The sequence below is a fragment of the Bradyrhizobium sp. 187 genome (genome assembly GCF_023101005.1).
In the GTDB taxonomy this organism is placed as follows: Bacteria; Pseudomonadota; Alphaproteobacteria; order Rhizobiales; family Xanthobacteraceae; genus Bradyrhizobium; species Bradyrhizobium canariense_D.
This window is the reverse complement of the sequence record NZ_CP064693.1, coordinates 6,482,087-6,506,535: the sequence shown is the minus strand read 5'-3', so window position 1 is coordinate 6,506,535 and position 24,449 is coordinate 6,482,087. Positions and strand designations below refer to the sequence as shown.

The window sequence follows — 24,449 nt, the reverse complement described above, 5'->3', positions numbered from 1 at the left end:
CTTGGCAAAGATGCCGGTCCGCGACTGCGTCTGTCACCTGCTCGTTGGATCAAAGCTCGTGGGCAACTTGGGGGCCGCGGCACTTCCGGGAGGCGACCCTCTGGTTCTGCGGGAAGCCTACGGCCGGCCGATGCTTGCCGCAAGCATTTCGGGAATTCTCGTGAACTTCTCTCGCGGTTTGCCCAGGGGCGTACCGCGGGCCTTCTCTGCCTGATCGATCATTTCCCAATCTTGAAACGATACCGACCGCGTCGCCCGTTGTGCCAAGAGGGAAGCAAACGCCTCACGGCCTGGCTTCTGCCGAGACTCAAAGGTTGGCAAATCTGCAAGAAGCGTCGCGACGGTCGCCATGCTGTCCGCTCGGTTGGTGCCGATGATCCCGGTTGGTCCACGTTTGATCCACCCTACGACGTAGACAGGCAATTCGTTGGGTGATGTCATTTCCAAACGGCCATCCTTGTTAGGAATCGTTCCGCGCGCGTTGTCGAAAGGAATTCCTTCCAGGGCGCGGCCGCTATAACCGACACTCCGGATCATGAGCCCGGCTTTTATCGACAGCGTCTGTCCCGTCCCGACGGCCTCCTGACGGCCGGCAGCGCCAACGAGCCTGGTTCGCTCGAGAACGAGTTCTTCGAGCTTATGCTCTCCACGTGCTTCTTTTGGGCTCAGAAAAAAATGGATCCGACAACATTTGGGCTTCTCCCGCCGCCGGGAAGCGAAGCTCTTGAATGCTTCGAAATTCCGCGCTCGAGCCGGCTCGCGCACATCGGCCAATTCGGACTTGCAGACGTCGTTCAGGAGCAGGTCATTAGGATCTACAAACGGATCGCATTCAGACAGTTGGCCGAGTTCGCGCAGCTCTTTGCTGGTGAACCGTGACTGAACCGGACCTCTGCGACCAATGAGATGGATCTCACGAATGCGACTTTCGGCCAGAGCATCCAGTGCGTGCGCCGCAATATCCGTCTTTCGCAGCTCATCAGGCGATTTGGCCAAAATGCGGCAGACGTCAATTGCGACGTTGCCTTGACCGATGATGATGGCGGAGTCGCCCGACACATCGAATTTGAGGTCGCGATAGTCAGGATGTCCGTTGTACCACCCGACAAAGGAAGTCGCGGCGTGACATCCCTGAATATCCTCGCCGGGAATGCCAAGCTTCCGATCGGTCGCTGCTCCCGTGGCAAAGATCACCGCGTGGTAGCAGTCCGTCAGCTCCCGCAGGGTGAAGTCTTTGCCAAACTCGACGTTGCCGATAAATGAGAAGCGGGGATCCCGAGCGATCTCGGCGTAGGTGTTGGCCACGTCTTTCAAGCGCGGATGATCGGGTGCGACGCCATAACGAACTAAACCATAGGGCACCGGGAGCCGTTCGATAACATCAACTACTGTCGTGTGTTCGGATTGCAGCAAAGCCTCAGCTGCGTAGAAACCGCTGGGCCCGCTGCCAATTATTGCCACACGTAAGGGGTTGTTTGTCGTTCCGATTGCGTTCACGGCGACTGGCTCATTCTGTCTAGCTGGGGCCGTAGCCGAGGGCAGCGCGCCGCGCCTCGGCACCTGTTAATGGCGTCTGCTTGCTCCGGATCACCGGCGTGCTGCTGGATTTGTCGGCATTGACTTGAATCCACATCTGCTGGTCTTGCGAGAGATCCCCGCTTTCACTGATCGCGTGCACCGGGCAGGCCGGAATGCATGCGGCGCAATCGACGCATGCGATGGGATCGATATACATGCGCTGATCGTCCCCGTGAAAGCACGCTACCGGGCAGACCAGAACGCAATCCGTGAATCTACAGTCGCTGCAGTTTCCAGTAACCACGTGGGGCATGGTCGTTCCTCACTCGAACGTTGTTTTCGCGCATCAGCCGCCCGTCGCGGCCATGATTCGTGAAATCTTCTCTGGCTTTTCATTGAACTCGTGACGCTCCGGCTTTAGGCTCATGGCCGAGCGAAGTGCTCCCACTATCTCGTCATCGGTGGCGCCGCGACGCAAGAGTGGGCCGAAAGCCAGCTGCTCTCGCTGACCGAGACAGAGATACATTGTCCCGTCGGCTGCCAGCCGCACGCGATTGCAGGTGGCGCAGAAATGTTCTGACAGCGGGGTGATAAAGCCGATGCTCAATCGTGCATCTGGCGTTTTCATGTACCGAGCCGGTCCACCGCCGGGCACGTCGGCTGCAATGAGACCGCGCTCTTGCTGCAGGCGTCGCCGGACAGGTTGGAGGTCGAGGTATTGGGCGTTCCGGCCTGTTGTGCCCATCGGCATCGCTTCGATCAGACGAAGAACAAATTCCTGCTCGACGCAGAAATCGATCATCTCGTCGATTTCATCGTCGTTCACACCGCGCATCACGACCATATTGATCTTGATTGGCGCGAAGCCCGCTTGTTTGGCGGCCTTGAGGCCGCCCAATATCGTGGCGAGGACATCGCGGCCGCAGATTGCCGCGATGCGCTCGGCACGAAGAGAATCCAAGCTGACGTTGATGCGCTGCACCCCAGCCTCTCGTAGAGGGGCGGCGAGCACCTGCAAGCGGGTCGCGTTGGTGCTCAAAGATAGGTCTTCGATGCCCGGTATTGCCGCAAGTCTTGCCGCAAGGTTTGGCAAGTCCCGCCGAACGAGTGGCTCTCCTCCCGTGAGGCGGATACGCTTCAGTCCACGAGGAGCCATAATCGATATCAGGCGCTCGATCTCATCGAACCGCAACCAGGAGGCTGGTTCCTGAAATCCGCGGAATCCGCTTGGAATGCAGTAGGTACAGCGCAGATCGCATCGGTCGGTAACCGAAAGCCGCAAATATTCAATTCGGCGCCCGAATGTGTCTACCAGGAGTGGGGCTTGCGATCTCATATGATGCTGCCGCGATTTTATTTCGACACGCAATGCGCACGACCAAGGATTCACCAATGATCGGTCCCTGGATCCGGGTTGGTGAAGTACCGGTGCAGATGAAAGGTCTGAGTCCGGACGGACGGCAAAGGCAAGCCGGCACCAAGAGATTCGGGGCAACCGGTACTCAATTCGATTGAGTCGTTGGATTTAACTGCGAACGGCCGCTCTTGGTGACCGTAAGTCCCAGGCGCAGATTTCCCTTAACCGGACGGTAGAAGGAATATGCCGATGTCTGCCAGCATCCAAACAACAAAGGCGAGCACGAAAGAATTGTTTGGCGGTTGCCCCCACGATTGTCCTGACACCTGCGCAATGCTTTATACGGTGGAAGGCAACAAACTGGTCAATGTCCGCGGTAATCCCAAACACCCGATCACGCGCGGCGGCTTGTGCGTCAAGCTCAACGATTACGCGGATCGCCACTACAACGCTGATCGTGTGCTGTATCCCCTGAAGCGCAATGGGCCGAAGGGCAGCCGGGCCTTTGTGCGGATCAGCTGGGAACAGGCACTCGCGGAAATTAAAGATCGCTGGACGAAGATCATTTCAAGCAATGGTGCAGAGGCCATCCTGCCAGTAAGTTATCTCGGCAATGAAGGCCTCGTGCAGGGCCTGACGGTCGGTGATGCCTTCTTCAACAGACTCGGCGCTACCGTTTGCGAGAAAACCTATTGCGCATCGGGTTCTTCCACCGCTTGGCTCCTCACGGTCGGGCCCACGAATGCGCTGGATCCGGAAAGCTTCGCCTATTCGAAATACATCATTATCTGGGGCTGCAATTCCGTCAGCACCAACCTGCATCATTGGCCCTTCGTCACCGAGGCGCGTCAAAAGGGTGCGAAAGTCGTTGTTATCGATCCGTACCGGTCGCGTACTGCCAAGCAGGCCGATTGGCATATCGCGCCGAAGCCCGGCACCGACGGCGCTCTAGCCATGGCAATGATCCAAACGTTGATCGCTGAAGACCTGGTCGATCGCGATTATGTCGACAAGTACGTTTTGGGCTACCCGGAGCTCAAGGAACATGCGGCAACCTGCACGCCCGAGTGGGCCGAGAAGATCACAAGCATCCGTGCCGATGACATACGAAAATTGACCCGGGAATACGCAAAGTCGCGCAACGCCTCGATCCGCATCGGTGTGGCGCTAGAGCGTACCGCAGGCGGTACTCAGGCCATCCGCGCTGTCATCGCGATTCCCGCATTGACCGGTGCCTGGAAGGATGTCGCCGGCGGCATCTACCAAGCACCGCTGTGGGAATTCCCCGTAAACTTCGGAGCGATTTGTCGCCCTGATTGGATCAAGCCCGGCACGCGGGTGGTGAATTTGCTCAAGCTAGGCGAAGCGCTGCTCGGCGAGACCAAGCTTGATCCGCCGATCAACTCGATCATGGTCTACAATACAAATCCTGTGACCCAGGCGATGGATGTCGACAAGATCGTCCGAGGGCTTCAGCGTGATGACCTATTCACTGTTGTCGCGGATCATTTCATAAGCGACACTGCCGCTTACGCAGATATCATCTTGCCGGCGACGATGGCGGCCGAACACGATGACATGATGTTCTCCTGGGGACACTACTACCTCACGCTCAATCAGAAGGCCATTGAGCCGCCCGGTGAGGCCTGCTCGAATGCAGAAATCTTCCGCAGGCTTGCGAAGACGATGGGATTGACAGACCCCGAGTTCCTGAAATCGGATCTCGAGTTGGCCGAAAGCACGATCGACTGGACCGCGCCGCAGGTGGCGGGTGTCGATATGGATCTTTTGCGGAAGCAAGGCTTTGCCAAGTTGAACTTGGGTCCGGCGGATACGCGAACACCGCACGCTGAGGGAAATTTCAAGACGCCGTCGGGCAAATGTGAGATCCTGCTCACCGGCGCCACAAATTTCGTAGCACCGCCGTTTCGTCAACTTTACAACGAAATGCAAAGCGGCGAGCCGATCGAACCGCTTCCCGGCTATACCAGGCCCTATGAGAGTGCGGCTGACGAACCTGAGCTTGCCAAGCTCTATCCTCTGAGCATCATAGCCCCGAAAAGCCACGCATTTCTCAATACCAACTACGCCAATGAACCCAAGAAGCGGAGACTGCAGGGGGATCAGTTCGTTCTCCTTAGTCCGCAGGACGCCGCTGAGCGTATGATCGAGCACGGCGACAAGGTGAAGGTGTACAACAGGACGGGCGGCTTCCACGGCGTCGCCCATATCACCGATGACGTTCAGGCCGGACTGGTTATCGCTACTGTCGGCTATTGGCGGACGCATAACGAAGAAGGTACCGTCAATAGCGTATCCGCAGCCCGGTTCGGTGGGATGGGCAACTGTCCTACATTCTCGGACAATCTCGTTCAGGTGGAGCGGATCGTGGGCAGGAATGCCGCACGGAGCATGTACGAGCCTGAGCCGGTCGCGTTGGTGCGAGCCTAGCCGTCTGACAACATGCGCTTGCGGGTCCGCAGCTTGATAGTTGTGGGCCTGCTGGCGGGAATGATCAGCATGGCGCCGCACCTAACACGGCGTTAGAGGAAATATCGATCGCCCAAGGCTCGCAAAATTGTCCGATCTCCGACCGCTGGGCTTGAGATCGACCAACCAGCCAATGTTCCGTTAGAAGCAACAGTGTCTTTCCAGTAACGGCTCTTCAAGTCAGTGACGACTCGCACTAGCCTGAATGCTTAGATCTGCGTATGCGTGGCTGCTCGCGCCGCAGGTTCGTGTGAGCGTCTGGAGAGCTGCAATGCGGGAGAATGTGCCGCTAACGATCGGTGTCGATCACGTAGGGCTTACCGTAAAGGATCTTGCGCTGACGCGGAAGTTCTTCTGCGATTGCCTTGGTTGGCGGGTTGTTGGAGAGAATCCAAGCTATCCAGCAGCCTTCGTATCGGACGGAAATGCCATTGTAACGTTGTGGCAAGTCGAGGATCCGGGGACGTGCGTGCCGTTCGAGCGCCACCGTAATGTCGGTCTGCATCACCTTGCGTTGAAGGTTGTGGATCACAAGGCACTTGACGCATTGCACGAGCGTGTCGCGGCATGGCCTGGTAATGAGATTGAGTTTGCGCCGGAAAGGTCGGGCAAGGGTCCGAAGTTCCACTTTATGATACGAGGGCCAGGCGGCCTCCGGATTGAGTTTGCCTGCGTGTCTCCCGCCACCGGTTAGCCGAGCTCCGGTTGGTGAACGCCGCCCCGCCGATCGGTCAAGTGCCTCTCTAGTAATGCCCCGTTCCGTCGTGCCGAGCCCGGCGTGTCAAAAGGAAGACCTTCGTGAGTAGTCCTAAGATATTGGTTCTTGGTGCCGGGGGTATTGGCGGCTATTTTGGCGGCCGTCTGGCCGAAAGCGGTGCCGATGTCACGTTCCTCGTCCGGGAAGGACGGCGCAAAATCCTCTCCGAGCAAGGGCTACGGCTCGAGAGCCCATTCGGGGATGCGCAGTTGGCTGTGAAGACCGTGGTCGCGTCCGAAGTGGCACCGATTTTCGATGGAGTGATTCTGACCTGCAAGGCATACGACCTCGATGCGGCCATAGCGACGATCGCGCCGGCCGTGGCACCGAGCGGCTACGTCTTGCCATTCCTGAATGGTATTGCCCATATCGACCTCCTGAACCAAAGATTCGGTCAGCGCCGAGTGCTCGGGGGTACTGCCAAGATTCAAGCGACCCTCACGCCGAGCGGCGCGATCCGCCAATTCAACGATTGGCGGACGCTCACTTTTGGCGAGCAATCTGGCCAGATGACGGAACGCGTGACAACGTTGGCGGCTCTATTCGCTCCTGCGAAGGGCGTCGAGGCCTTTGCGGTAACCGACATCGTGCAACGGATGTGGGAGAAAATCGTCCACCTCTCGACGGCTGCTGCGATGACCTGCCTGATGCGCGCGAATGTCGGCGAGATTGTCCGCACGCCCTATGGCCGTGAGCTTTTCCTCGAGCAGCTTCGGTGCGGTGCCGCGGTGGCCGCCGCCGGCGGCCACGAGCCCAGCGATAGCTTTATGAAACTGTGGGAAGAGACGTTCTCGCAGCGGGAGTCACAATACGCGACGTCGATGCTGCGCGACGTCGAACGCGGTGGGTCGACAGAGGTCGATCACATCCTGGGCTTCATGCTCAACAGGGCGATTGACGCGAACATTGAGCATCGCACATTGATGCTCGCCTATACGCACATAAAAGCTCTCGAGCAGAGACGCGCGGCAGGCCGTCTGCCCTGATCGCAAGCTATCACACTACAATAGCGCACTTGAACTGCACTGCGAGTCAGCTGGTACGCGCCAGAACATCGCATCGCATGAATAGATCCGTGAAGCCAAAATGGACCAATCGCTTCCGGCGATAAGATGATCGTGTTTATTCGTTTGACCTTCGCGAATACGGCTGATGAAGTTCGATGAGGGCGTCTATCACTACCGACATCAGTTGAGCAATGTTCTGAACCTAACGTCCCGTATCACATGCAGATCTACCTGGATGACACGCCGTCGGGTCTGCGCGGCGGTTGGCTCGCTCGCATGTTGCCAAAGCGGTCCGACGGCCGCTTCATTGGAGGTTACGTCTTATGCCTATGACGATGGCCGGAGAGGTCCAACTTGCCGCGAACCGGGAAACTGTGTGGGAGAAACTGAATGATCCGGATGTTCTGAAGGTGTGCATTCCGGGCTGCGAAGAACTCGTGAGGTCGGCGGACAATCAATTTAGTGCGATTGCAAAGATGAAGGTCGGCCCAGTCTCGGCGAAATTCAAGGGGCGAGTCACTCTGAGCGATCTCGTTCCCCCGAGCAGCTACCGGATCTCGGGCGAAGGTGAGGGGGGCATCGCAGGATTCGCTAAGGGCGTAGCCACGGTCGCGTTAGTGGCGAACGAGGAAGGTACGTTGCTATCCTATGGCGTAGAGGCGCAAATAGGTGGGAAGCTGGCGCAGTTAGGTCAGCGCTTGATCAGCGGGTCGGCGAAGAAGATCGCCGACGAGTTCTTCTCGCGCTTCGCAGATGTAGTCAAAGGTCCACCCGGCTAACTCTTTAGCGTATCTGCGCGCCGTCGCGCCTGGTGAGCCTGCGGCGAGGGCCGCGCCGGTCAGACGACTTCGGACACGGCCTTGCGGATGGCCTTCTCGAACGCCTCCGGCGGCTGGGCTCCTGTGATTAAGTAGCGATCGTTGACCACCACGGCGGGAACGCTGCTTATCCCTGCTCGATGCCATTTCTCTTCGGCGTCGCGCACCTCGTCAGTGTAGCGCCCCGAGGTGAGCACATCGCGCGCAGCCGCGCCTTCAAGGCCAACAGATTCAGCAGCGGCGACGAGCACGCTGTGATCACCGGGATTCTGCATGTTTGTATGGTAGGCGGCGAGCAGCGCGCGCTTCAGCTCTTCTTGCCGCCCCTCGATCCGCGCCCAGTGCAGCAAGCGGTGCGCGTCAAATGTGTTGTAGAAGCGGGTTTCGTCGGTAGTCACCATGTCGAAGCCCACTTGCGCGGCGAGGGCACGCTGGCGCTCACGGTTCGCGATCGCCTGCTCGCGCCCGACATTGTATTTGCGGGCCACGTTGTCGAAACGGCTCTCACCCTCCGGCGGGATCGCTGGATTGAGTTCGAAGGGCTGGAAATGGATGTCAGCCGTCAATTGCCCTTCAAAGCGCTTCAGGGCAACATCCAGGTTTCCTAGCCCGATTACGCACCAGGGGCATGATACATCAGATATGAAGTCGATCTTGACCGTTTTAGTCATGGAAAGGTCGCTCGCTATTCGCTTGGTCACGTTTCGGGGACGCCACGCGTCTCCGAGCTCATTAGCCAGATAGGGTGACTTAACCATCGGCTGAACCGCTGCTGGCTGGAATACACTCTTCCGTAGATCGGTACACTCATGTGCTTTCGGCCGGATGCATAAGCGCGTTCGGACACTGCCGGAAGCAACAGCCACCTAAAGCCAGACATACTGAATTACGCTGAGGGACATGGCCTTTTCATTCTGGGGACGGCAGACGCAATTCGATCAAAGAACAAGCAGACCACCAGCATTGTTTGTCGATCACGTCGATAATGCGGAGTGCGCCGCACCCCTGCTGCGGCCGCACCGCCCGTAAGCGAGCACTCGGCAAGGAGATTGCGGTTGGTTGATGCCCGGGTATGATGGCCTCTTGTATCGTCGCCCATGATCTTGCCAAAAGCGAGATAAGGGGCGCGCTATCCCGAACTGCGCCAGTGATCGCCGACACAGATATTTCAACCACTTCCGCGACAGCGCCCAGAGAGGAAGTCTATGAAGATCTCGCGCCTGCGTACCCGCGTCGCCCACTTGCCTGTCGCAAAGCCCTTTTCGACAGGCAGGTACGACGTGCGGTCGGTCGACTGTGTGTGCGTATTTCTGGAGACGGACGAGGGTCTCGTTGGGGAGGGGATGTGTTATGTGACGAACGGGCGCCGACTAAAGGTGCTGCGGGAGATGATCGTAAGCCTCGAGCATCTTGTCGTTGGTCTCGACCTCGGTCAGAGCGGCAGCTTTGTTCTCAACGCGTTCAATGATGTTCGCGCCTTTGGGCGACAAGGGATTTCGGCTCTGGCGATTTCTGCCGTAGAGGAGGCGCTTTGGGACGTGCGAGGCAAGCAATTTGGCGTCAACATTTCTCATATTCTTGGCGCCTGTCGAACCACCGTGCCCAGCTACGTGAACTCATTGTGGCTATCGGCAACGATCGACGAACTTCACAAGGAAGCAGAGGGCCTTGTGAGGCAGGGCTTTCGTGCAATCAAGATGCACGTTGGATTGCCGGATCCCGGCAAAGACGTGGAGCGTGTTAGGGCGGTTCGAGAAATGTTGGGTCCCGATGTCGTACTGCTGGTTGATGCAGCGCAACTGATTGCGTCGCCTGAGGCGTCGATCAAGCTTGCGCGCCGCATCGAGGAGTTCGATATCGGTTGGTACGAAGAACCCGTCATGGGCAGCAATCCGCTTTCAGAAGCCAAGGTCGCCGCCGCTATCGATATCCCGGTTGCAACCGGTGAGTATACGTATAACCACCAAGGCATTTTTGAGCTGCTGCAGCTCAAGGCTGCTGATATTCTGATGCCTGATCTGCAAAGGATGGGCGGGCCGACCGAGTTCCTAAAAGCCGCGGCCATTTGCGAGGCATTCGATATCCCTGTGTCGTCCCATGTCTTTCCGCAAATGAGCCTTGCGCTCATGGCGTGCGTGCCCAACGCGAGCTATCATGAATATATCAATTGGTTTGACGCGCTCTACCAGGAGCCCCTGTTGAGGGACGAAAGAGGCGCAAGCATCGTGCCTAACAGGCCAGGTTGGGGCTTCACCATCGACCCGTCCGTATTGGCGGACTGATGCTCCCGGGGCTCATCTTTCACGCGCTGGCTGCAAACAAATCCCATCGACCGGGAAGGCCTTTGAGTTCATATGCTCCCCGCTCGTCGAATTTCAGTGCGGCCCCCGCTACGAGATCCGAGACAACGCGGGATACGAGGACCTCCTCGGGCCCCGAATTTGCCATGACACGGGCCGCCGCGTGAACTGCGATGCCACCGATATCGCGGCCCCTGACCTCGATTTCTCCCGTATGCAGACCCGAACGCAGGGGCAGGCCAATCTGCTTGGCTGCGGCCGAGAACGCCAGCGCGCAACGTACAGCACGACCTGGTCCGTCGAAGGTTGCGAGTATGCCGTCACCGGTGCTCTTGATCAGGTTACCACGGTGTCTTTCGACCATCTGGCGTGCCAGCTGATCGTGACTGTCCAGCAATCACGCCAATTCTGGTCGCCCATTTCGGCAGCGCGACGAGTTGAATCGACGATGTCGGTGAACAGCACAGTCGCCAGGATGCGCTCCAGATCCGCCGATACAGTCTCGCGATGCCCGGTGATGAACTCTTCAATATCACCGAGCAACGCCTCTACGTCGCCTGACCAGAATGCATGATCCACGCCGGGATACTCGACATATTTGGCGCCGGGAATTCGCGCAGCGAAGTCGCGTCCCAAACGGACGGGGACCAGTGCGTCGGCTGTCCGGTGCAGCACGAGTGTCGGGACCCGCACAGCCAGAAGGATATGACCGACGTCGATCTGGAAGTTCAACAATTGAGTAGCCTTCATTGCGCCGGGGCTCGCCGACAGGCGCTCAAACTTGGCAAACTTCGCGACAGCATCAGGGTCGGACGCCCTGCTGGATATCACACCTTTCATCAGGGCACCGGTCCCCCAATTCTTCATCTGCTCCTGAGCGACTACCTCTGGATCAGCGTCCGTAAAAAGATCCCGGTAGCGGACAAACGCTCCGAACAAAGCGAGGTGCGAAACGCGCTCGGGGTAGGACGCAGCGAACATGGCGCTCATTGCGCAACCCTCGGAAAATCCGAGCAGAGCCGCCCGCTGTGCGCCAACGGAGTCGAGAACAGCTCGCACGTCGTCCATGCGCTCTTCGAGCGTAGGGGCGCCTGAAATCCTGTCCGACAGTCCCTGGCCGCGCTTATCAAAGGTGATGACGCGCGCGAATTTTGAAAGACGTTGCAGGAACGCCGTATACCCGGACACCTCGTGCAAGAACTCGACATGCGAAATGGAACCGGGGATGGCGATGATATCGATGGGGCCATCTCCCATGGTTTGATAAGCGACACTTATGTCGCCGCTCATCGCGTACCGTGTCAACGGTAGTTCTGAATAGCTCATTTGGTGGCCGTCCCCCAGTGGTCGTAGCTCTGTCGTCTGCACGATAACACCGCCCAAATTGCCGCGCGAGGTTTGTTCGGGTCATTCGCGTCAATCTGAGGACGTCGAGTGTCGGCGCGAAGTGGACATTCGGTGTAACACGGTGCCCGAACGCGCTATTGGACCAAACCGTTCGCGCGACCTCGAGAATGCCGAGTAATCTGAATGAGAGATATGGCTATCTCGGAAAAGCGTTTGATAGCGATACCGGTCGGTGCCTAGCGTGAATTCGCTCGAGCGCAAACCTACGACGCAGATAAGCTAGTGCAGTGGGACGAGTGCGTACAAAACCACTGAAGTTGTTCCGTTGCTGGTACCGTCAGAGGGACGGCTTGCGCGTCATCTTAACTGACGAATTGGCGACACGTCCAAATGCAAAAAGCTGGAGCGATGTCCAAGCAAAAGGGAATAGAATGACTGGGATCGTCCTCTATGGTTTCGACGGCAGTACGTATGTCCGGACAGTCCGGATGCTGCTCGCAGAGAAAGGCGCGCAATACGAACAGGTGCCAGTGAATGTGCTCAAGGGCGAACCGCGCCAGTCCGAGCACATGGCGCGCCACCCGTTCGGTAAAGTGCCGGTGCTGGACCACGATGGCTTCCGCATCATCGAAACCGGCGCTATCGCGCCATATCTGGACGAGGTGCTGCCGGGCCCGTCGTTCACGCCGGATGGTTCAAAGGACCGAGCGCGAATGCGCATGGCGATGGGCATCATTGATTCCTATGGCTACGGCGCGCTGATTGCTGCCGCTGGATATCACTTGTTTCCCGACCTGATCGGCGGGCGGAATGAAGAAGCGAGAAAGCAAGCGATCGTTAGCAGCCGTCGTGTGCTGGAGGAGCTTATGAAAATTCGTGGCGCTAGTGCCTTTATCGCGGGTGAGCGTCCCTCACTGGGTGATTTCTACGTCGCTCCGATCTGTTGCCTCGTTTCACTGACCCCGGATGCTAACGAAGTCTTCGCGGTAGACGGTTTCGCCCGGTGGTGGGAGCAGATACAAACAATGCCGAGCTATCAGGCGACAGCGCCCCGGTTCGGCTGGGATTTGTTGTTCGCTGCCGCAGCGGCGGGTAGGGGCGTGAGCTGAGGCGGGCAAGCCGACCTCAGAGGTTGCGGCGGATTTCACGGACGCCGCAACCAAGCCTCCGGCGCAGCAGCGCGCGCAGAGTCACGCCTTCAGCATAGCCAACTTCAGCGGCGATCTGGTCGACGCTGGCGTGGCTGGTCTTGAGCAGATGCACGGCGCGCTCCGTCCGCAGGTCCTGGAAGTAGGCGAGGGGTGTCTTACCCAGTACGCTTTGCATCCGTCGGGCCAGGGTGCGCTTGCTAGTGGCGAGCGCCGCCGCAGCATGGTCGAGCGAGAAGCCTTCGGCCAGGCGTTGCCGCGCCCAGCGCTCGAACTGTTGCACCAGCGGATCGCCGTGGGCCAGGTGGTCTGCGACCGTGTATGCAGCCTGTGAGGTGCGCACATCAGTCACAAGGTATTTCGCTGTGAGGCTGGCCAAGTCCGGGCTGGCGCGCCGGATCAAGGTCAGCGCCAGATCGAGATGGCTAAGCGCCGCGCCGGCGGTGACCACCGCGTTGGACTGCACGATGATTCGCGACTCGTCCAGCCGCACGCGCGGATAGCGCTGTCGGAACAGCGGCGCCAGCCACCAGGTGGTGGTGGCCTCCTCGCCGTCGAGCAGGGCCGCTTCCGCCAGCACGAAAGTGCCAACGCACGCGGCCGCGGTCATCGCGCCGCGCCCCGACCATTTGCGCAGTATCGCGCCGGCCTCGCGCACCTCGTCGCTTGCCAGCGCCTGCACCAGCGGTTCCGGCTTCAAGTGGTTGATGGCAGGCATCAACACCACGTCGGGTGTCTGCGCGCGCGCCGCCGCGGTCACCGGCACGCTCAGGCCATGCGTGGTGGTGATGATCTTGCGCAGGCCCACCACCTTTATCTGGAAGCGCAGCGAGGAAAGGCCGGTCATCTCTGCCAACGCGTTGGCGGTGCCGAAGGCGTCGAGTGCCGCGGCCAGGCCGGTATCGAACACGCCATTGAGAGCGAGAATGTGAACGCGCATGGCAATTATGATATCAAACTTGGCAAACTTGCCAATACCTAACAAGCGCCGCGGCATGCCTACTTTGCGCATCCCGGTTCACCTCAACAGGAAGCTTGCAATGGAAAATCTCCCCGGCGACGACGGTGCTCCCGTTAGCCCAACGAAAAGCCGCTTTAGCCGGCGTAGCGCGCTGACGCTCGGCGCGGCCGCCCTCGCCACACCATTGGTTTCGGCTCGTCCGCTCGCTGCAGAGGAGGCGCAGGGGCGCACTGCGAACGGCAATGGAAGGAGCCCGACGGGCAGCTTCATCACAGTGGGACAAGAAAACTCGACGCCAATAGAGCTCTACTATGAGGACCATGGATCTGGCTCACCGGTCGTCCTCATCCATGGTTGGCCGCTGAGTGGCGCCTCGTGGGAGAAGCAAACGACGGCGCTGCTTGAGGGAGGGCACCGCGTAATTACCTACGATCGACGCGGGTTCGGAAGGTCCAGCCAGCCATCGACCGGCTACAACTACAACACCTTCGCAGCAGACCTCGATGTGGTTCTGAGGACGCTGAATCTTAACGAGGTCACACTCGTCGGATTTTCAATGGGCACGGGTGAGGTTACGCGCTACCTCGCAAAGTATGGTGCCAAGCGCGTGCACAAGGCCGTACTTATCGGCACGCTTGGTCCTTACCTTGTAAAGACGGCAGACAATCCGGAGGGACTGGATGCGCGCGTGTTCGAACGTACTCGCGCCGCCCTGAGAGCCGATCGGCCGGCGTTCTTGCTGGAGTTCTTAAAAAACTTCTACAATTACGACGTCACGGGCGGAAGGCTCGTCAGCGAGCGTGTTCTCGACGCCAACTGGGACATTGCGGTCAATGCATCTGCAATCGGCACGTTGGCGTGTGTCGACGCCTGGCTTGAAGATTTTCGCGACGACATCAGGCATAACGCTGTGCCGACGTTGATCCTGCACGGCGATGCCGATCGGATCTTGCCGCCAGATTCCACGTCCAGGCCGCAGGCGAAAATGCTTAAGGACGTCAAACTCGTTGAACTCAAGGAAGGTTCGCATGGTGTGTTGTGGACGCACGCCGATCAAGTAAACGCAGAGCTTGTGAGGTTTCTCGGATAGCCAAGATTGATCGCGATCCGCATGTAGGGAAGGATTCTTACGGGACGCAGTCTAGCCGGCTGCGTCTTGAAGATCAGTGGCCGCAGGACGATTTCGATATCTCCCTCTGAACGAAAAATCCCGGGGCATATCGCAAAGCGCGTTCGGCGTGTAGCCCGCCGCGCTGCGAAGATGATTGATCTTCGTTCGCGCTCAAGCCGCTAAAATCGACCTGCGACTACGTTTGACTTGCTACAACGCGGTGCTGCTAGATGTTCCTTCAAGAGTTACGGAATGGTGCCGCCGGCGCGTGCCCGCTGCAAGCGGCTATCTTCCGGTCGTCAATTTGTCTTGTGTTTTCGTCTCAAAATCGTTGGCGTCATGTCGCTCATGCAGTTGACTTGAGGCGTCGCCAGTGACGCGGTTTACCATTCGCCCGCGTTGGACGGCCGGCCGCTCGGCGATCGCGTCTACCCAGCGCGCAATATTCTTGTACTCCTGTGCTTGAAGAAACTCAGCCGCTCCGTAAAGCCAACCCCTCGTCAGGCCAGCGTACCAGGGCCAGGCGGCGATGTCGGCGATTGTGTAGTCGCTGCCAGCGATAAATTCGTTCGTTTCGAGCCGCCGGTCCAGCACGTCGAGTTGGCGTTTTGTCTCCATGGAGAATCGATTTATGGCATATTCGATCTTGGTCGGCGCGTACGCGTAAAAGTGGCCGAAGCCTCCGCCCACGTATGGCGCGCTCCCTGCCTGCCAGAACAGCCATGACATGCATTCGGCTCGTGCACTGGGTTCGGTCGGCAGGAAGGTGTCGAATTTCTCGGCTAAGTATATCAAGATCGCTCCTGAGTCGAAGATCCGGATCGGCGATGGTCCGCTTTGGTCGACCACGGCCGGGATCTTGGAGTTGGGGTTCAGCGCAACGAAGCCGCTCCCAAATTGGTCGCCACGGTCGATTCTGATAAGCCAGGCGTCGTATTCTGCGCCGCTGTTGCCGAGCGCCAGCAGCTCCTCAAGCATGACGGCCACCTTCACGCCGTTTGGCGTCCCCTGGGAATAGAGTTGGATGGGGTGGCGGCCCAGTGGGAGTTCCTTGTCGTGCGTCGGGCCTGCGACCGGTCGGTTGATATTCGCGAACCGTCCGCCATTCGGCTTGTCCCAACTCCAAACTTTCGGCGGCGCATATTCAAACGAGGAAGTCATTCTAAAAACTCCAGGTCGTTCCTCACCGCAGGTCTAATCGCTAGTACGAGAGAAATCGCATCGGTCACTTCAGCCTATGTCTCCTCCGTACGACCGTGAATGCCCGTTGTCCGGTGCACACTGTTTCGTTGAGCGATCGAGTGTGAGATCGAGGTTGGATCTTTGGAAGCAACGGATCCGTCCTACTTTCGACTGACCCAGTTAGATCAGTCCGTTTCAGCCCGCTGACACGGCGTGATGCGATTTCGCGGGCAACTTTGACCTACGGGCACACCTCGCCGGTCTGTTCACAATCTGCGGCCGAGATAGGTGCAATCTGAATTATTCGTTTTTCGGATCGACGTTGTGCCCTTATCAAGTGGCGACGCCCCTTAACCGGGCCATTGCCGATGTCCTCGCACCACGCGAGGCCGGCGCACCTGCCGCATATGAGACGAGGTCAATGGAGAGCTCCAGTGCCGCTTGACCAGGAAACTGCGGACCGAGATGTGAAGATTGCAATGATCGAGGTCATCGCAGTCAGTATCCCGTTCGCAGGAGGCAGTAAGTCAGCCGAATCGGCGTGGGGAAGAAAGAATGCCGGTAACGCCGACTCGTTGCTGGTCAAGGTAACGACCGAGGGCGGAATTGCCGGTTGGGGCGAGGCGTTCGGCTTCACCGCAATTCCCGCCGTCAAAGCTGCGATAGAACAGGTTATCGCTCCCTTGTGTATCGGCCTCAGCGCGTTGAACATCGGATCGTTGATGCTCGACGTTCAGAAGCGCCTTCACATATTCGGGCGAAGCGGCGCCATCATGTTCGGGATTTCCGCGATCGATATTGCGTTATGGGATATCCTGGGAAAGGCAACCGGCCAACCCCTCCACCGGCTTTTGGGTGGCTCGGCAGTATCCGAGCTGACCTGCTACGCAAGTCTCGTTCGCTATACTGACCCGCAGCTTCTCGTCGCGAACGTCGATCGAGCTATGGCCGATGGCTTCTCCCATTTGAAGCTTCATGAGATCACCGTGGATGCGGTTCGTGAGGCGCGAAATGCCGCCGGCGACGACGTGGAGATCACGCTGGACGTCAACTGCCCATGGACCGTGCGCCAGGCCCTCGATATGAGCGCCAAGCTGCGACAGTTTAATCTGCGCTGGTTGGAAGAGCCCATTTGGCCACCAGAGAACTTTGGCGGCCTGGCTCGATTGCGTCGCGAGGGTGGAATACCCATTGCGGCAGGAGAAAATGCTTCGACGTTGGTGGAGTTCCAGCAGATGCTTTCGGCTGGCGCGGTCGACTTTGTCCAACCCAGCCCGGCCAAGATGGGGGGCATCTCGGAACTTCAGAAAGTGTTCTCGCTTGCCGCGGCAAGTGCGACCACCGTGATGGTCCACTCGTTCTATGACGGTCCCGGCTTGCTCGCGAGTGTACACGCAAGCGCCGCGCTAGGCCCGAAAGACGCCCTGGTGGAGTGGCGGTACTTTGACCTCGAGGCACAGCTATATGGCGATGCAGTGCGGCCGAAGAATGGAACGATTACAGTTCCTCAAGGGCCTGGCCTGGGATTCGACCCTGATGCCGACGTGGTTCGGAGCTTCCGAGTCCGAAGTTGAGAGTGACGGATAGAAACATGTTTCTCAGGCGATACCTTGTTTACGCAGGCGTGTTGTTGCTCCTGGTGCTATCTGTCTCTGTGGGTACCAAGAATGTTTCTTCGCGGGAGTTGCCGGACGCGAGTAGCGCTGGTTTCGTAGAGAAGCTCTACAGGCTGGATTGCGGGCACTCGCTTGCCAACGATCAATCGGTTTGGACCCCGGGCGAAAACCAGGGGCACAGCATCGAGTTTTCATCGACCTGCTGGCTGGTTAAGCGCGGAAACCACTGGTTGCTCTGGGATACTGGAGTGCCGGAGGCGACGGTTAACGATCCGAACGGTTGGTCGACACTGCCCAAGCTGATCGTTTATCGCTTGGACAAGACTCTAACGGGTCAGCTTGCGGAGATCGGTCTCAAGCCATCCGACGTCGCTTACGTCGCCATTTCCCACACCCACGGGGACCACATCGGTAACGTCGGCCTGTTTCCCGATGCTAGGATCCTAATGCAGCGCGCGGAGTATGAGTGGATCCATGGAAGCAATGGGCCAAACGAAAACGTGAATCAGCTGATGGCGCTGGCGCGCCGCCTGCTTGGAAATCCCAGGGGTATGCGACTGGTTGACGGAGATCTCGACGTATTCGATGACGGAAGTGTTACGCTCATATCTACGCCAGGGCATACGCCCGGTAGCCAGTCGCTGCTCGTCCACCTCAGAAATTCCGGCTTCATCATACTGTCGGGCGATGTCGTCCATCTCGAAGAGAATTTCGCCAAGAGCAGGGTTCCTTCGCTCAATACCGATAAACGGGCATCCGTGGAATCGATGGACAAGATCAGGCAGATCATCAAGACCTACAATGCCACAATGTTCATCAATCACGACAAGAAGCAAACCGACGGCCTTAAGTTGCTGCCGGCATTCTATGACTGACTTGTTGTGAACCGCCAGCTCTTCAAACTCGCAGACAGTTCCGCGATCGTTGATCGAAGGGTCAAAGCGTCGTTCCGCCGTCCAAGTAACGTTCACACGCGCAACATGGCCGGCAGCATGCAAACATATCGCGGATGTGCACGGACTGCTCGTGCAGGTTTTTCGGGTGCGTTTGGTCGGCCGGTCCTGCCGTTGTTTCGCTTGACGGGACAGTGTCTTTCTAGCGGGAGATCTTCGAACCCGCAGCAATCGTCGTAAACTAGCGTGCTGAATCTGCGGCTGCGTCGGTACGTGCGTCGCCACTTGTCGACCCGGTGATAACAATGTCCAGGAGGAAACGAATGACGGGCAGAAAGTTCATTGCGGCTATTTCGATCGCTATCGGTGCGGCTGCCGCAGCGTCGGTTGCCGGTGCCAACGACTCGGTCGTCAAGGCCGTCGCCAACACCGATCAGTGGGCGATCGCCGGCCATGATTACGGCAATACGCGCTTCAGTCCTCTCAGTCAGATCAATTCGGACAACGCCAGTAAGCTGTCCCTGGCCTATTCGTTTTCGCTCGGTTCGCTGCGGTCGAACGAGTCGTCGCCGATCGTGATCGGAAACACGCTGTATGTCTCGACCTCATGGGGTCCGAAATATGTTTACGCGCTCGACGCCGCGACCGGCGCACGCAAGTGGACCTATGAGCCGGAGATTCCGGACGATGTGTTGCAGTACGCCTGCTGCGACGTGGACAACCGTGGCGTCACCTTCGCGGATGGAAAGATTTTCGTTGGCCGGCTCGACGGCAAGTTGACGGCGCTCAACGCAGAAACAGGTAAGGAACTCTGGACCACTGAGGTCGTCGACTACAAGCAAGGGTCAGTCATCACTTCTCCTCCGCTGGTCGTGCGCGACAAGGTGATTACTGGCTTCGGTGGCGGCGAATATGGTGTTCGCGGTGCGCTTCAGGCGTTCGATTTGAATACCGGTAAGCAGGTCTGGAAGACATTTACCGTCCCGGCGCCGGGGGAGCCCGCGAGCGAAACCTGGAAAGGTGACACAGGATTGAGGGGCGGCGGAGTTCCGTGGCTGGTCGGCTCGTACGACGCCAAGACCGATACCGTCTATTGGGGTACCAGCAACGCAGGCCCGTGGAATACTAGCGTCCGATCTACCGGCGACGGAAATTTCGGAAAATTGACAAACTTATACACGTCCTCCACGCTTGCGCTCGATCCGAATACCGGCAAGATCAAGTGGCATATTCAGAGTACCCCGGCCGACGCGTGGGACTACGACGGCGTTAATGAGAATGTTCTGGCCGACCTGAGCATCGGCGGCAGCACCGTTCCCGCTTTGATGAAAGCTGACCGCAACGGCTTCTTCTTCGTCGCCAATCGAGAAACCGGCAAGCTTCTGTCGGCAGAGAAATTCGTCTTCGCCAATTGGGCGGAAAAGTGGGACGTCGCAACGTTGCGCGCTGTCGAGAATCCCGACAAACGTCCGGGGCCTGGCCATCCAGTCAAGGACATCTGTCCGAACGTGATCGGCGGCAAGAACTGGCAGCCGATGTCATTCAATCCGCAGACCGGGCTGGTCTATATTCCGTCCAACAATTTCTGCATGGACTTTTCAAACACCGATGTCTCGTATAAGCGCGGCCTGTTCTATCTGGGCGCCGATTTCCCAGCCAGAGAAGGTCCGGGAGGTTTCCTTGGTGAGTTGATGGCGTGGGACCCGGTCAATAACAAGAAGGTGTGGTCAATCAAGCAGGACCTACCGTTCAACGGCGGCACGTTGACCACCGGTGGAAACCTGGTTTTCTACGGCAATCTGCACGGTGACTTCCACGCAATTGATGCCACAAACGGCAAAATCCTCTGGAAGAAGAATCTTGGTTCCGGCATCGGAGCAGGCCCCGTGACTTACGCTGTCGACGGCAAGCAATATGTCGCCGTCGTCGTTGGTCGTACGGCTTCCATTCCTGCATTCCTGGGAGAGATCGGAAAGAAGATGACGGCAGCTGCACCTGAAGGTGGCTCGCTCTTCGTATTTGCCGTTCAATAGCCAACCAATCGGGCATCGTCCGTCGCACCAGCGCAATGTGTGACGGACGTCGTGCATAACAGAGGGGAACCGTGGATGTCAGTGAACGTCACGGGCAACTTCAAGGTCTCATGCAGCAAATTCTACGTGCTCCTGCGAGCGAGTCCTCTTGCGTTGATAGCTATTCTTGCGTCGGTTGGTGCGAGCTCCAGCGTCGATGCGGACGACGTCAAGCCGCTACGTTTGTGCGCAGATCCGACTAATCTGCCGTACTCCAGCGATGATGCTTCCGAGCCAGGATTCTACCTCGAGGTCGGTCAGGCGATTGGAAAGGCGCTGGGCCGTCCTGTGACTTACAATTGGTACAAGACCTATTTTGGCAAGCGCAGCGTGCGCGTCACCTTGCTGGGAAAGCAATGCGACGCAATGATGGGCTTGCCACTCTCCGACGACTTTATGGGGCCTGCGGTTATCTTCTCTCGAAAGATTTCGGAGCAGGCCTACGCCCTCGTCACCGGGAAAGAGCTGGTCGTCGGCAGCATTGAAGATCTGAGGGGGAAGCGGGTGGCGGTCCAGTACCAAACGACACCACAAAACCTGCTCGCTCTTCGGGATGATATCGAAAAAGTCACCGTAATGAGCCCGGACGAAGGCATGAAGGCGCTGGATGTCGGTACGGCCGAGGTCGCCTTTGTCTGGGGGCCAACTGCCGGCTGGCTTAATAAGACGCAATACCAAAACCGCTACAAGATCCGCACCGTCGAAGGGAAGGGTTTATCTTGGGACGCCGCGATCGGATTTGCAAAAACCTCGGTAGAACTCCGTGATCAGGTCGATGCGGTCTTGCCGGACCTCGATCAGACAATCGGCGATCTGGCCACAAAATATGGTTTGCCAGGCGACACGTCGACCAGGCTCCTGGTATCCGAAAATTCGCCGAGTCTCCTCGTCCCTCCGACCGCCGCGACAGAGGTTCCTTCTGCTCCGCACTCTCCTTCGGCTACATCGAAGGACTCGAAAGCGCATGCAGGTGACTCCGCCAGTATCGAGGCAGGCAGGGAAGTCTTCAATTCAACGTGCGCCCATTGCCACGGGACCAACGCCGTGCAGGGCGAGCGTCGGATCGATCTCCGAAGATTGCAGCTTCGTTACGGCGAGAATGCGCGCTCGACGTTCTGGACAACCGTCCACGAAGGGCGTCCTTCGAAAGGCATGCCGGCCTGGAAAGACGTCTTTACCGACGAGGATTTCAACAACATATACGCCTATCTGACCACCGTGCAGGCTTCGGCCGGTTCGGCGAATTGAAGGGGCCCGCCAGAAAATCGGACCTAATTCGATCGACCGGTGTGTTCGGCTACCGCTTGAATGAGAAATGCTTCACCAACGCACGCGCGTGCCAGGAGATGAACTATGCAAGATAATGTTCCGTTGACGGCCGGAGTCGATCACGTCGGACTTGCCGTGAAGGATCTAGCGCTTGCGCGTGGCTTCTTTTGTGATTGCCTCGGCTGGAGAGTTGTCGGCGAAAACCAGAATTATCCAGCGTCGTTCGTGTCGGATGGAAGTGGAATCGTGACGCTCTGGCAAGTCGAGGATCCCGAGAAGTGCGTCCCATTCGACCGCCGTCGCAACGTCGGTTTGCATCATCTCGCTCTGAAAGTGGTGGACCGTAGCGCGCTTGACGCCTTGCACGCACGTGTCGCGGCCTGGCCCGGCATCGTGGTTGAGTTTGCGCCGGAACGATCGGGCAAGGGCCCGAAGGTGCACTTTATGGTACGAGAGCCGGGCGGTACCCGGGTCGAGTTCGCCTGCGTTTCCCCTGCTGTTGGATAGCGAATTTCGAATCCTGCAACGCAAGGGGCCCATACGGTTGGCATATCGCTGCAACGATGATCAGGACCGGCGTCTTCTGAAGATGATGAGCTTGATTGCCATCTCATGCTGTCACAGGGCGCATTTCGTCTTGTCAGTGTCGCCTAGGAGAGCCGAGGTTGATGGTCCGGATGGGCGTTCGCGGTCATGGTGGGGCCTCGGCGAGTGCGAGGTTCTTCGCTGGCCACAATACATACCCGCTGCCGGCAATCCACGCCGCGCGCGACCACGGAGAAGTTTATGACGACGCATGCGAGGTGCAACATCCTGATTACCGGCGCTGGCTCCGGGTTGGGGAGAGCATTTGCAACTGAGGCGCTTTCATCCGGACACTCGGTCGTAGGGACGGTGCGGAGCGAGGAGGCCAGGTTGGCCTTCGAGGCAATGCATCCGTCGCGAGCCCGGGCCTTGCTACTGGACGTCACCGACTTCGCGGCAATCGATTCTGCGGTTGCGAAGGTTGAAAGCGAAATGGCTCCGATCGATGTTCTCGTGAACAATGCCGGATATGGGCACGAAGGTATTCTCGAAGAGTCTCCGCTGGAGGAGATTAAGCGTCAATTCGACGTAAACGTATTCGGCGCAGTTGCGATGATGAAGGCTGTGCTGCCATACATGCGCGGGAGGCGCCGTGGACATATCATCAACATCACTTCGATGGCCGGATACGTGGGTTTGGCGGGCATCGCGTATTACGCGGGCAGCAAGTTCGCTCTCGAAGGTATCTCGGAGGTGCTGGCGAAGGAAGTTCGTCACCTCGGCATCCGGGTAACTGCGATTGCGCCGGGCTCCTTCCGAACCGACTGGGCAGGGCGGTCGATGGTTCGGAGTCCGCGGAGCATAGGCGATTACGACTCACTCTTTGACCCTGTCCGGCAAGCCCGCGCGGAAAAGAGTGGAAAACAATCTGGAGATCCCGTCCGGGCCGCCCGAGCGCTGGTGAGGGTCGTGGAAGCCGAGGACCCGCCGGTGCATCTTCTCCTTGGTACCGATGCCCTGAAGCTGATCCGCCAAAAACTGGAATCGCTTCAGCAAGAGATCGATGCGTGGGAATCGATGACGCGATCGACTGAATATGCATAGGATGCCGAAGGTGACATGCTCAAGCGGCGGGCCTCGCGACATATTTGTTGGTCGGGCTTCCAGTCTCATGGGCGGGGAATGCTTCCAACGAGTGGTTGAAGCGGTACACCGCCGCTATCGAGCAGTCTGGTACCACTGATTTCATATCGACCGGAGCTATGGCCGCCCTATGCGTTCGAATAAAACTGACGAACAGCTGCGGCTGTTGCGGTGTGGGTTCGACGTGGAGCCGAGCCGACGCCCGCAAGGTTTTGGATGATGCGTAGCCCCAGACCGTATGTGCGAGGTGTCGTGGTCTACCTCGCACCTCGCGTATTCGCGTCACGATAGTGACGCAGCGATACTGACAGTTTGTATCCGCAAACCAATGTGCGGACTTCCGTGTGCGATCTCGAGAGAGATGCTCGGAAGTGAAAGGGCGGGAGGTTCAGGCGTGCCGACAGTCGATTTGACGATCAACAGGAAGGCTGTATCTGTAGACGTTGAGGATAGAACCCTCCTTGTTCACGTCCTGCGCGAAAACCTCAATCTGACCGGCACCCATGTAGGCTGTGATACCAGCCAGTGCGGCGCCTGCGTCGTCCATGTCGACGGGCGAGCGGTAAAATCCTGCACCATGCTGGCGGGACAGGCCGCAGGCTGCGACGTCACCACCATTGAAGGCATTGCCAACGGCGACGAGCTGCACCCGATGCAGGCTGCGTTCCGCGACAACCACGGCCTGCAGTGCGGCTACTGCACCCCGGGCATGATCATGTCGTCAATCGACATCGTGAACCGCTATGGCGGCAAACTGGACGAGGCGACCGTCCGGCACGAGCTCGAAGGCAACATCTGCCGCTGTACCGGATACCACAATATCGTCAAATCGGTGCTGGACGCGGCCGGCCGCATGAAGGTCTCGAAGGCGGCGGAATAGCTGCCGCAGACCATCGGCTTGAATTGATGACCGCTGCGTTTCGATGGAAACCGCA

At 58.4% G+C, this 24,449-nt stretch carries 21 protein-coding genes; 14 read left to right on the top strand and 7 right to left on the bottom strand.

The window, feature by feature from the left end:
* Window positions 1–117 precede the first annotated feature (117 nt).
* The 3 genes from IVB19_RS31425 to moaA all read right to left on the bottom strand — a co-directional run bounded on the left by IVB19_RS31425 (window position 118) and on the right by moaA (window position 2,854).
* A complete protein-coding gene (locus tag IVB19_RS31425; RefSeq protein WP_247820649.1) occupies window positions 118–1,497 on the bottom strand; it encodes an FAD-dependent oxidoreductase in 1,380 nt (459 codons plus the stop codon).
* 19 nt (window positions 1,498–1,516) lie between these two features.
* A complete protein-coding gene (locus IVB19_RS31420; RefSeq protein WP_247820648.1) occupies window positions 1,517–1,735 on the bottom strand; it encodes a 4Fe-4S binding protein in 219 nt (72 codons plus the stop codon).
* A gap of 129 nt (window positions 1,736–1,864) precedes the next feature.
* Window positions 1,865–2,854, bottom strand: coding sequence for a GTP 3',8-cyclase MoaA (gene moaA / locus IVB19_RS31415; protein ID WP_247820647.1), 990 nt, complete (start codon window positions 2,852–2,854; stop codon window positions 1,865–1,867).
* A gap of 270 nt (window positions 2,855–3,124) precedes the next feature.
* Between moaA and IVB19_RS31410 the strand changes: the two genes are divergently transcribed.
* The 4 genes from IVB19_RS31410 to IVB19_RS31395 all read left to right on the top strand — a co-directional run bounded on the left by IVB19_RS31410 (window position 3,125) and on the right by IVB19_RS31395 (window position 7,908).
* Entirely contained in the window at window positions 3,125–5,326 is a 2,202-nt protein-coding gene (locus IVB19_RS31410) for a molybdopterin-containing oxidoreductase family protein (RefSeq protein ID WP_247820646.1), read from the top strand.
* Window positions 5,327–5,636: 310 nt separating this feature from the next.
* The gene (locus tag IVB19_RS31405) at window positions 5,637–6,059 is read left to right on the top strand and encodes a VOC family protein (RefSeq protein WP_247820645.1); all 423 of its coding nucleotides are present in this window, start codon (window positions 5,637–5,639) and stop codon (window positions 6,057–6,059) included.
* Between the two features lie 104 nt (window positions 6,060–6,163).
* Window positions 6,164–7,108, top strand: coding sequence for a 2-dehydropantoate 2-reductase (locus IVB19_RS31400; RefSeq protein ID WP_247820644.1), 945 nt, complete (start codon window positions 6,164–6,166; stop codon window positions 7,106–7,108).
* Between the two features lie 344 nt (window positions 7,109–7,452).
* Window positions 7,453–7,908 (top strand): SRPBCC family protein, encoded by a 456-nt coding sequence (locus IVB19_RS31395; protein WP_247820643.1) that lies wholly within the window; start codon window positions 7,453–7,455, stop codon window positions 7,906–7,908.
* A 59-nt stretch (window positions 7,909–7,967) separates the two neighbouring features.
* On the opposite strand, the gene IVB19_RS31390 is transcribed toward IVB19_RS31395, so the two are convergent.
* Complete coding sequence (locus tag IVB19_RS31390) at window positions 7,968–8,618, bottom strand: DsbA family oxidoreductase (RefSeq protein ID WP_247820642.1); 651 nt, start codon at window positions 8,616–8,618, stop codon at window positions 7,968–7,970.
* Between the two features lie 534 nt (window positions 8,619–9,152).
* Between IVB19_RS31390 and IVB19_RS31385 the strand changes: the two genes are divergently transcribed.
* Window positions 9,153–10,229 (top strand): mandelate racemase/muconate lactonizing enzyme family protein, encoded by a 1,077-nt coding sequence (locus IVB19_RS31385; protein WP_247820641.1) that lies wholly within the window; start codon window positions 9,153–9,155, stop codon window positions 10,227–10,229.
* A gap of 354 nt (window positions 10,230–10,583) precedes the next feature.
* On the opposite strand, the gene IVB19_RS31375 is transcribed toward IVB19_RS31385, so the two are convergent.
* Window positions 10,584–11,573, bottom strand: a complete 990-nt coding sequence (locus IVB19_RS31375; protein ID WP_247820639.1) for an alpha/beta fold hydrolase — start codon at window positions 11,571–11,573, stop codon at window positions 10,584–10,586.
* Window positions 11,574–12,025: 452 nt separating this feature from the next.
* On the opposite strand from IVB19_RS31375, the gene IVB19_RS31370 reads away from it, so the two are divergent.
* Window positions 12,026–12,703 carry a glutathione S-transferase family protein gene (locus IVB19_RS31370; RefSeq protein ID WP_247820638.1) on the top strand — a complete coding sequence of 226 codons (678 nt, stop codon included), beginning with the start codon at window positions 12,026–12,028 and terminating at the stop codon, window positions 12,701–12,703.
* Window positions 12,704–12,719: 16 nt separating this feature from the next.
* On the opposite strand, the gene IVB19_RS31365 is transcribed toward IVB19_RS31370, so the two are convergent.
* A complete protein-coding gene (locus IVB19_RS31365; protein ID WP_346283640.1) occupies window positions 12,720–13,754 on the bottom strand; it encodes a GlxA family transcriptional regulator in 1,035 nt (344 codons plus the stop codon).
* Between the two features lie 28 nt (window positions 13,755–13,782).
* On the opposite strand from IVB19_RS31365, the gene IVB19_RS31360 reads away from it, so the two are divergent.
* Window positions 13,783–14,793 (top strand): alpha/beta fold hydrolase, encoded by a 1,011-nt coding sequence (locus IVB19_RS31360; protein WP_247820637.1) that lies wholly within the window; start codon window positions 13,783–13,785, stop codon window positions 14,791–14,793.
* Window positions 14,794–15,099: 306 nt separating this feature from the next.
* On the opposite strand, the gene yghU is transcribed toward IVB19_RS31360, so the two are convergent.
* Window positions 15,100–15,975 carry a glutathione-dependent disulfide-bond oxidoreductase gene (gene yghU, locus IVB19_RS31355; RefSeq protein WP_247820636.1) on the bottom strand — a complete coding sequence of 292 codons (876 nt, stop codon included), beginning with the start codon at window positions 15,973–15,975 and terminating at the stop codon, window positions 15,100–15,102.
* Window positions 15,976–16,475: 500 nt separating this feature from the next.
* On the opposite strand from yghU, the gene IVB19_RS31350 reads away from it, so the two are divergent.
* From IVB19_RS31350 to IVB19_RS31320, 7 genes are all read left to right on the top strand, one after another.
* Window positions 16,476–17,570, top strand: a complete 1,095-nt coding sequence (locus tag IVB19_RS31350) for a mandelate racemase/muconate lactonizing enzyme family protein (RefSeq protein ID WP_247820635.1) — start codon at window positions 16,476–16,478, stop codon at window positions 17,568–17,570.
* Window positions 17,571–17,587: 17 nt separating this feature from the next.
* A complete protein-coding gene (locus IVB19_RS31345; protein WP_247820634.1) occupies window positions 17,588–18,487 on the top strand; it encodes an N-acyl homoserine lactonase family protein in 900 nt (299 codons plus the stop codon).
* 341 nt (window positions 18,488–18,828) lie between these two features.
* Entirely contained in the window at window positions 18,829–20,538 is a 1,710-nt protein-coding gene (locus IVB19_RS31340; protein WP_247820633.1) for a PQQ-dependent dehydrogenase, methanol/ethanol family, read from the top strand.
* Window positions 20,539–20,613: 75 nt separating this feature from the next.
* Window positions 20,614–21,825 carry a c-type cytochrome gene (locus tag IVB19_RS31335; protein ID WP_247820632.1) on the top strand — a complete coding sequence of 404 codons (1,212 nt, stop codon included), beginning with the start codon at window positions 20,614–20,616 and terminating at the stop codon, window positions 21,823–21,825.
* A gap of 123 nt (window positions 21,826–21,948) precedes the next feature.
* Complete coding sequence (locus IVB19_RS31330) at window positions 21,949–22,353, top strand: VOC family protein (protein WP_247820631.1); 405 nt, start codon at window positions 21,949–21,951, stop codon at window positions 22,351–22,353.
* Window positions 22,354–22,632: 279 nt separating this feature from the next.
* Entirely contained in the window at window positions 22,633–23,475 is an 843-nt protein-coding gene (locus tag IVB19_RS31325) for an oxidoreductase (RefSeq protein ID WP_247820630.1), read from the top strand.
* 433 nt (window positions 23,476–23,908) lie between these two features.
* Window positions 23,909–24,394: a (2Fe-2S)-binding protein gene (locus IVB19_RS31320; RefSeq protein ID WP_247820629.1), complete on the top strand. Its 486-nt coding sequence runs from the start codon at window positions 23,909–23,911 to the stop codon at window positions 24,392–24,394.
* Window positions 24,395–24,449 lie beyond the last annotated feature (55 nt).

Excerpts from the sequence above, each read along its gene's own strand:
- IVB19_RS31395 (WP_247820643.1), top strand. The coding sequence starts at position 7,453 with ATGCCTATGACGATGGCCGGAGAGGTCCAACTTGCCGCGAACCGGGAA.
- IVB19_RS31420 (WP_247820648.1), bottom strand. The coding sequence starts at position 1,735 with ATGTATATCGATCCCATCGCATGCGTCGATTGCGCCGCATGCATTCCG.
- IVB19_RS31385 (WP_247820641.1), top strand. The coding sequence starts at position 9,153 with ATGAAGATCTCGCGCCTGCGTACCCGCGTCGCCCACTTGCCTGTCGCA.
- IVB19_RS31410 (WP_247820646.1), top strand. The coding sequence starts at position 3,125 with ATGTCTGCCAGCATCCAAACAACAAAGGCGAGCACGAAAGAATTGTTT.
- IVB19_RS31365 (WP_346283640.1), bottom strand. The coding sequence starts at position 13,754 with ATGCGCAAAGTAGGCATGCCGCGGCGCTTGTTAGGTATTGGCAAGTTT.
- IVB19_RS31390 (WP_247820642.1), bottom strand. The coding sequence starts at position 8,618 with ATGACTAAAACGGTCAAGATCGACTTCATATCTGATGTATCATGCCCC.
- IVB19_RS31335 (WP_247820632.1), top strand. The coding sequence starts at position 20,614 with ATGTCAGTGAACGTCACGGGCAACTTCAAGGTCTCATGCAGCAAATTC.
- IVB19_RS31405 (WP_247820645.1), top strand. The coding sequence starts at position 5,637 with ATGCGGGAGAATGTGCCGCTAACGATCGGTGTCGATCACGTAGGGCTT.
- IVB19_RS31370 (WP_247820638.1), top strand. The coding sequence starts at position 12,026 with ATGACTGGGATCGTCCTCTATGGTTTCGACGGCAGTACGTATGTCCGG.
- IVB19_RS31340 (WP_247820633.1), top strand. The coding sequence starts at position 18,829 with ATGACGGGCAGAAAGTTCATTGCGGCTATTTCGATCGCTATCGGTGCG.
- IVB19_RS31350 (WP_247820635.1), top strand. The coding sequence starts at position 16,476 with ATGATCGAGGTCATCGCAGTCAGTATCCCGTTCGCAGGAGGCAGTAAG.
- IVB19_RS31360 (WP_247820637.1), top strand. The coding sequence starts at position 13,783 with ATGGAAAATCTCCCCGGCGACGACGGTGCTCCCGTTAGCCCAACGAAA.
- IVB19_RS31325 (WP_247820630.1), top strand. The coding sequence starts at position 22,633 with ATGACGACGCATGCGAGGTGCAACATCCTGATTACCGGCGCTGGCTCC.
- IVB19_RS31375 (WP_247820639.1), bottom strand. The coding sequence starts at position 11,573 with ATGAGCTATTCAGAACTACCGTTGACACGGTACGCGATGAGCGGCGAC.
- moaA (WP_247820647.1), bottom strand. The coding sequence starts at position 2,854 with ATGAGATCGCAAGCCCCACTCCTGGTAGACACATTCGGGCGCCGAATT.
- yghU (WP_247820636.1), bottom strand. The coding sequence starts at position 15,975 with ATGACTTCCTCGTTTGAATATGCGCCGCCGAAAGTTTGGAGTTGGGAC.
- IVB19_RS31345 (WP_247820634.1), top strand. The coding sequence starts at position 17,588 with ATGTTTCTCAGGCGATACCTTGTTTACGCAGGCGTGTTGTTGCTCCTG.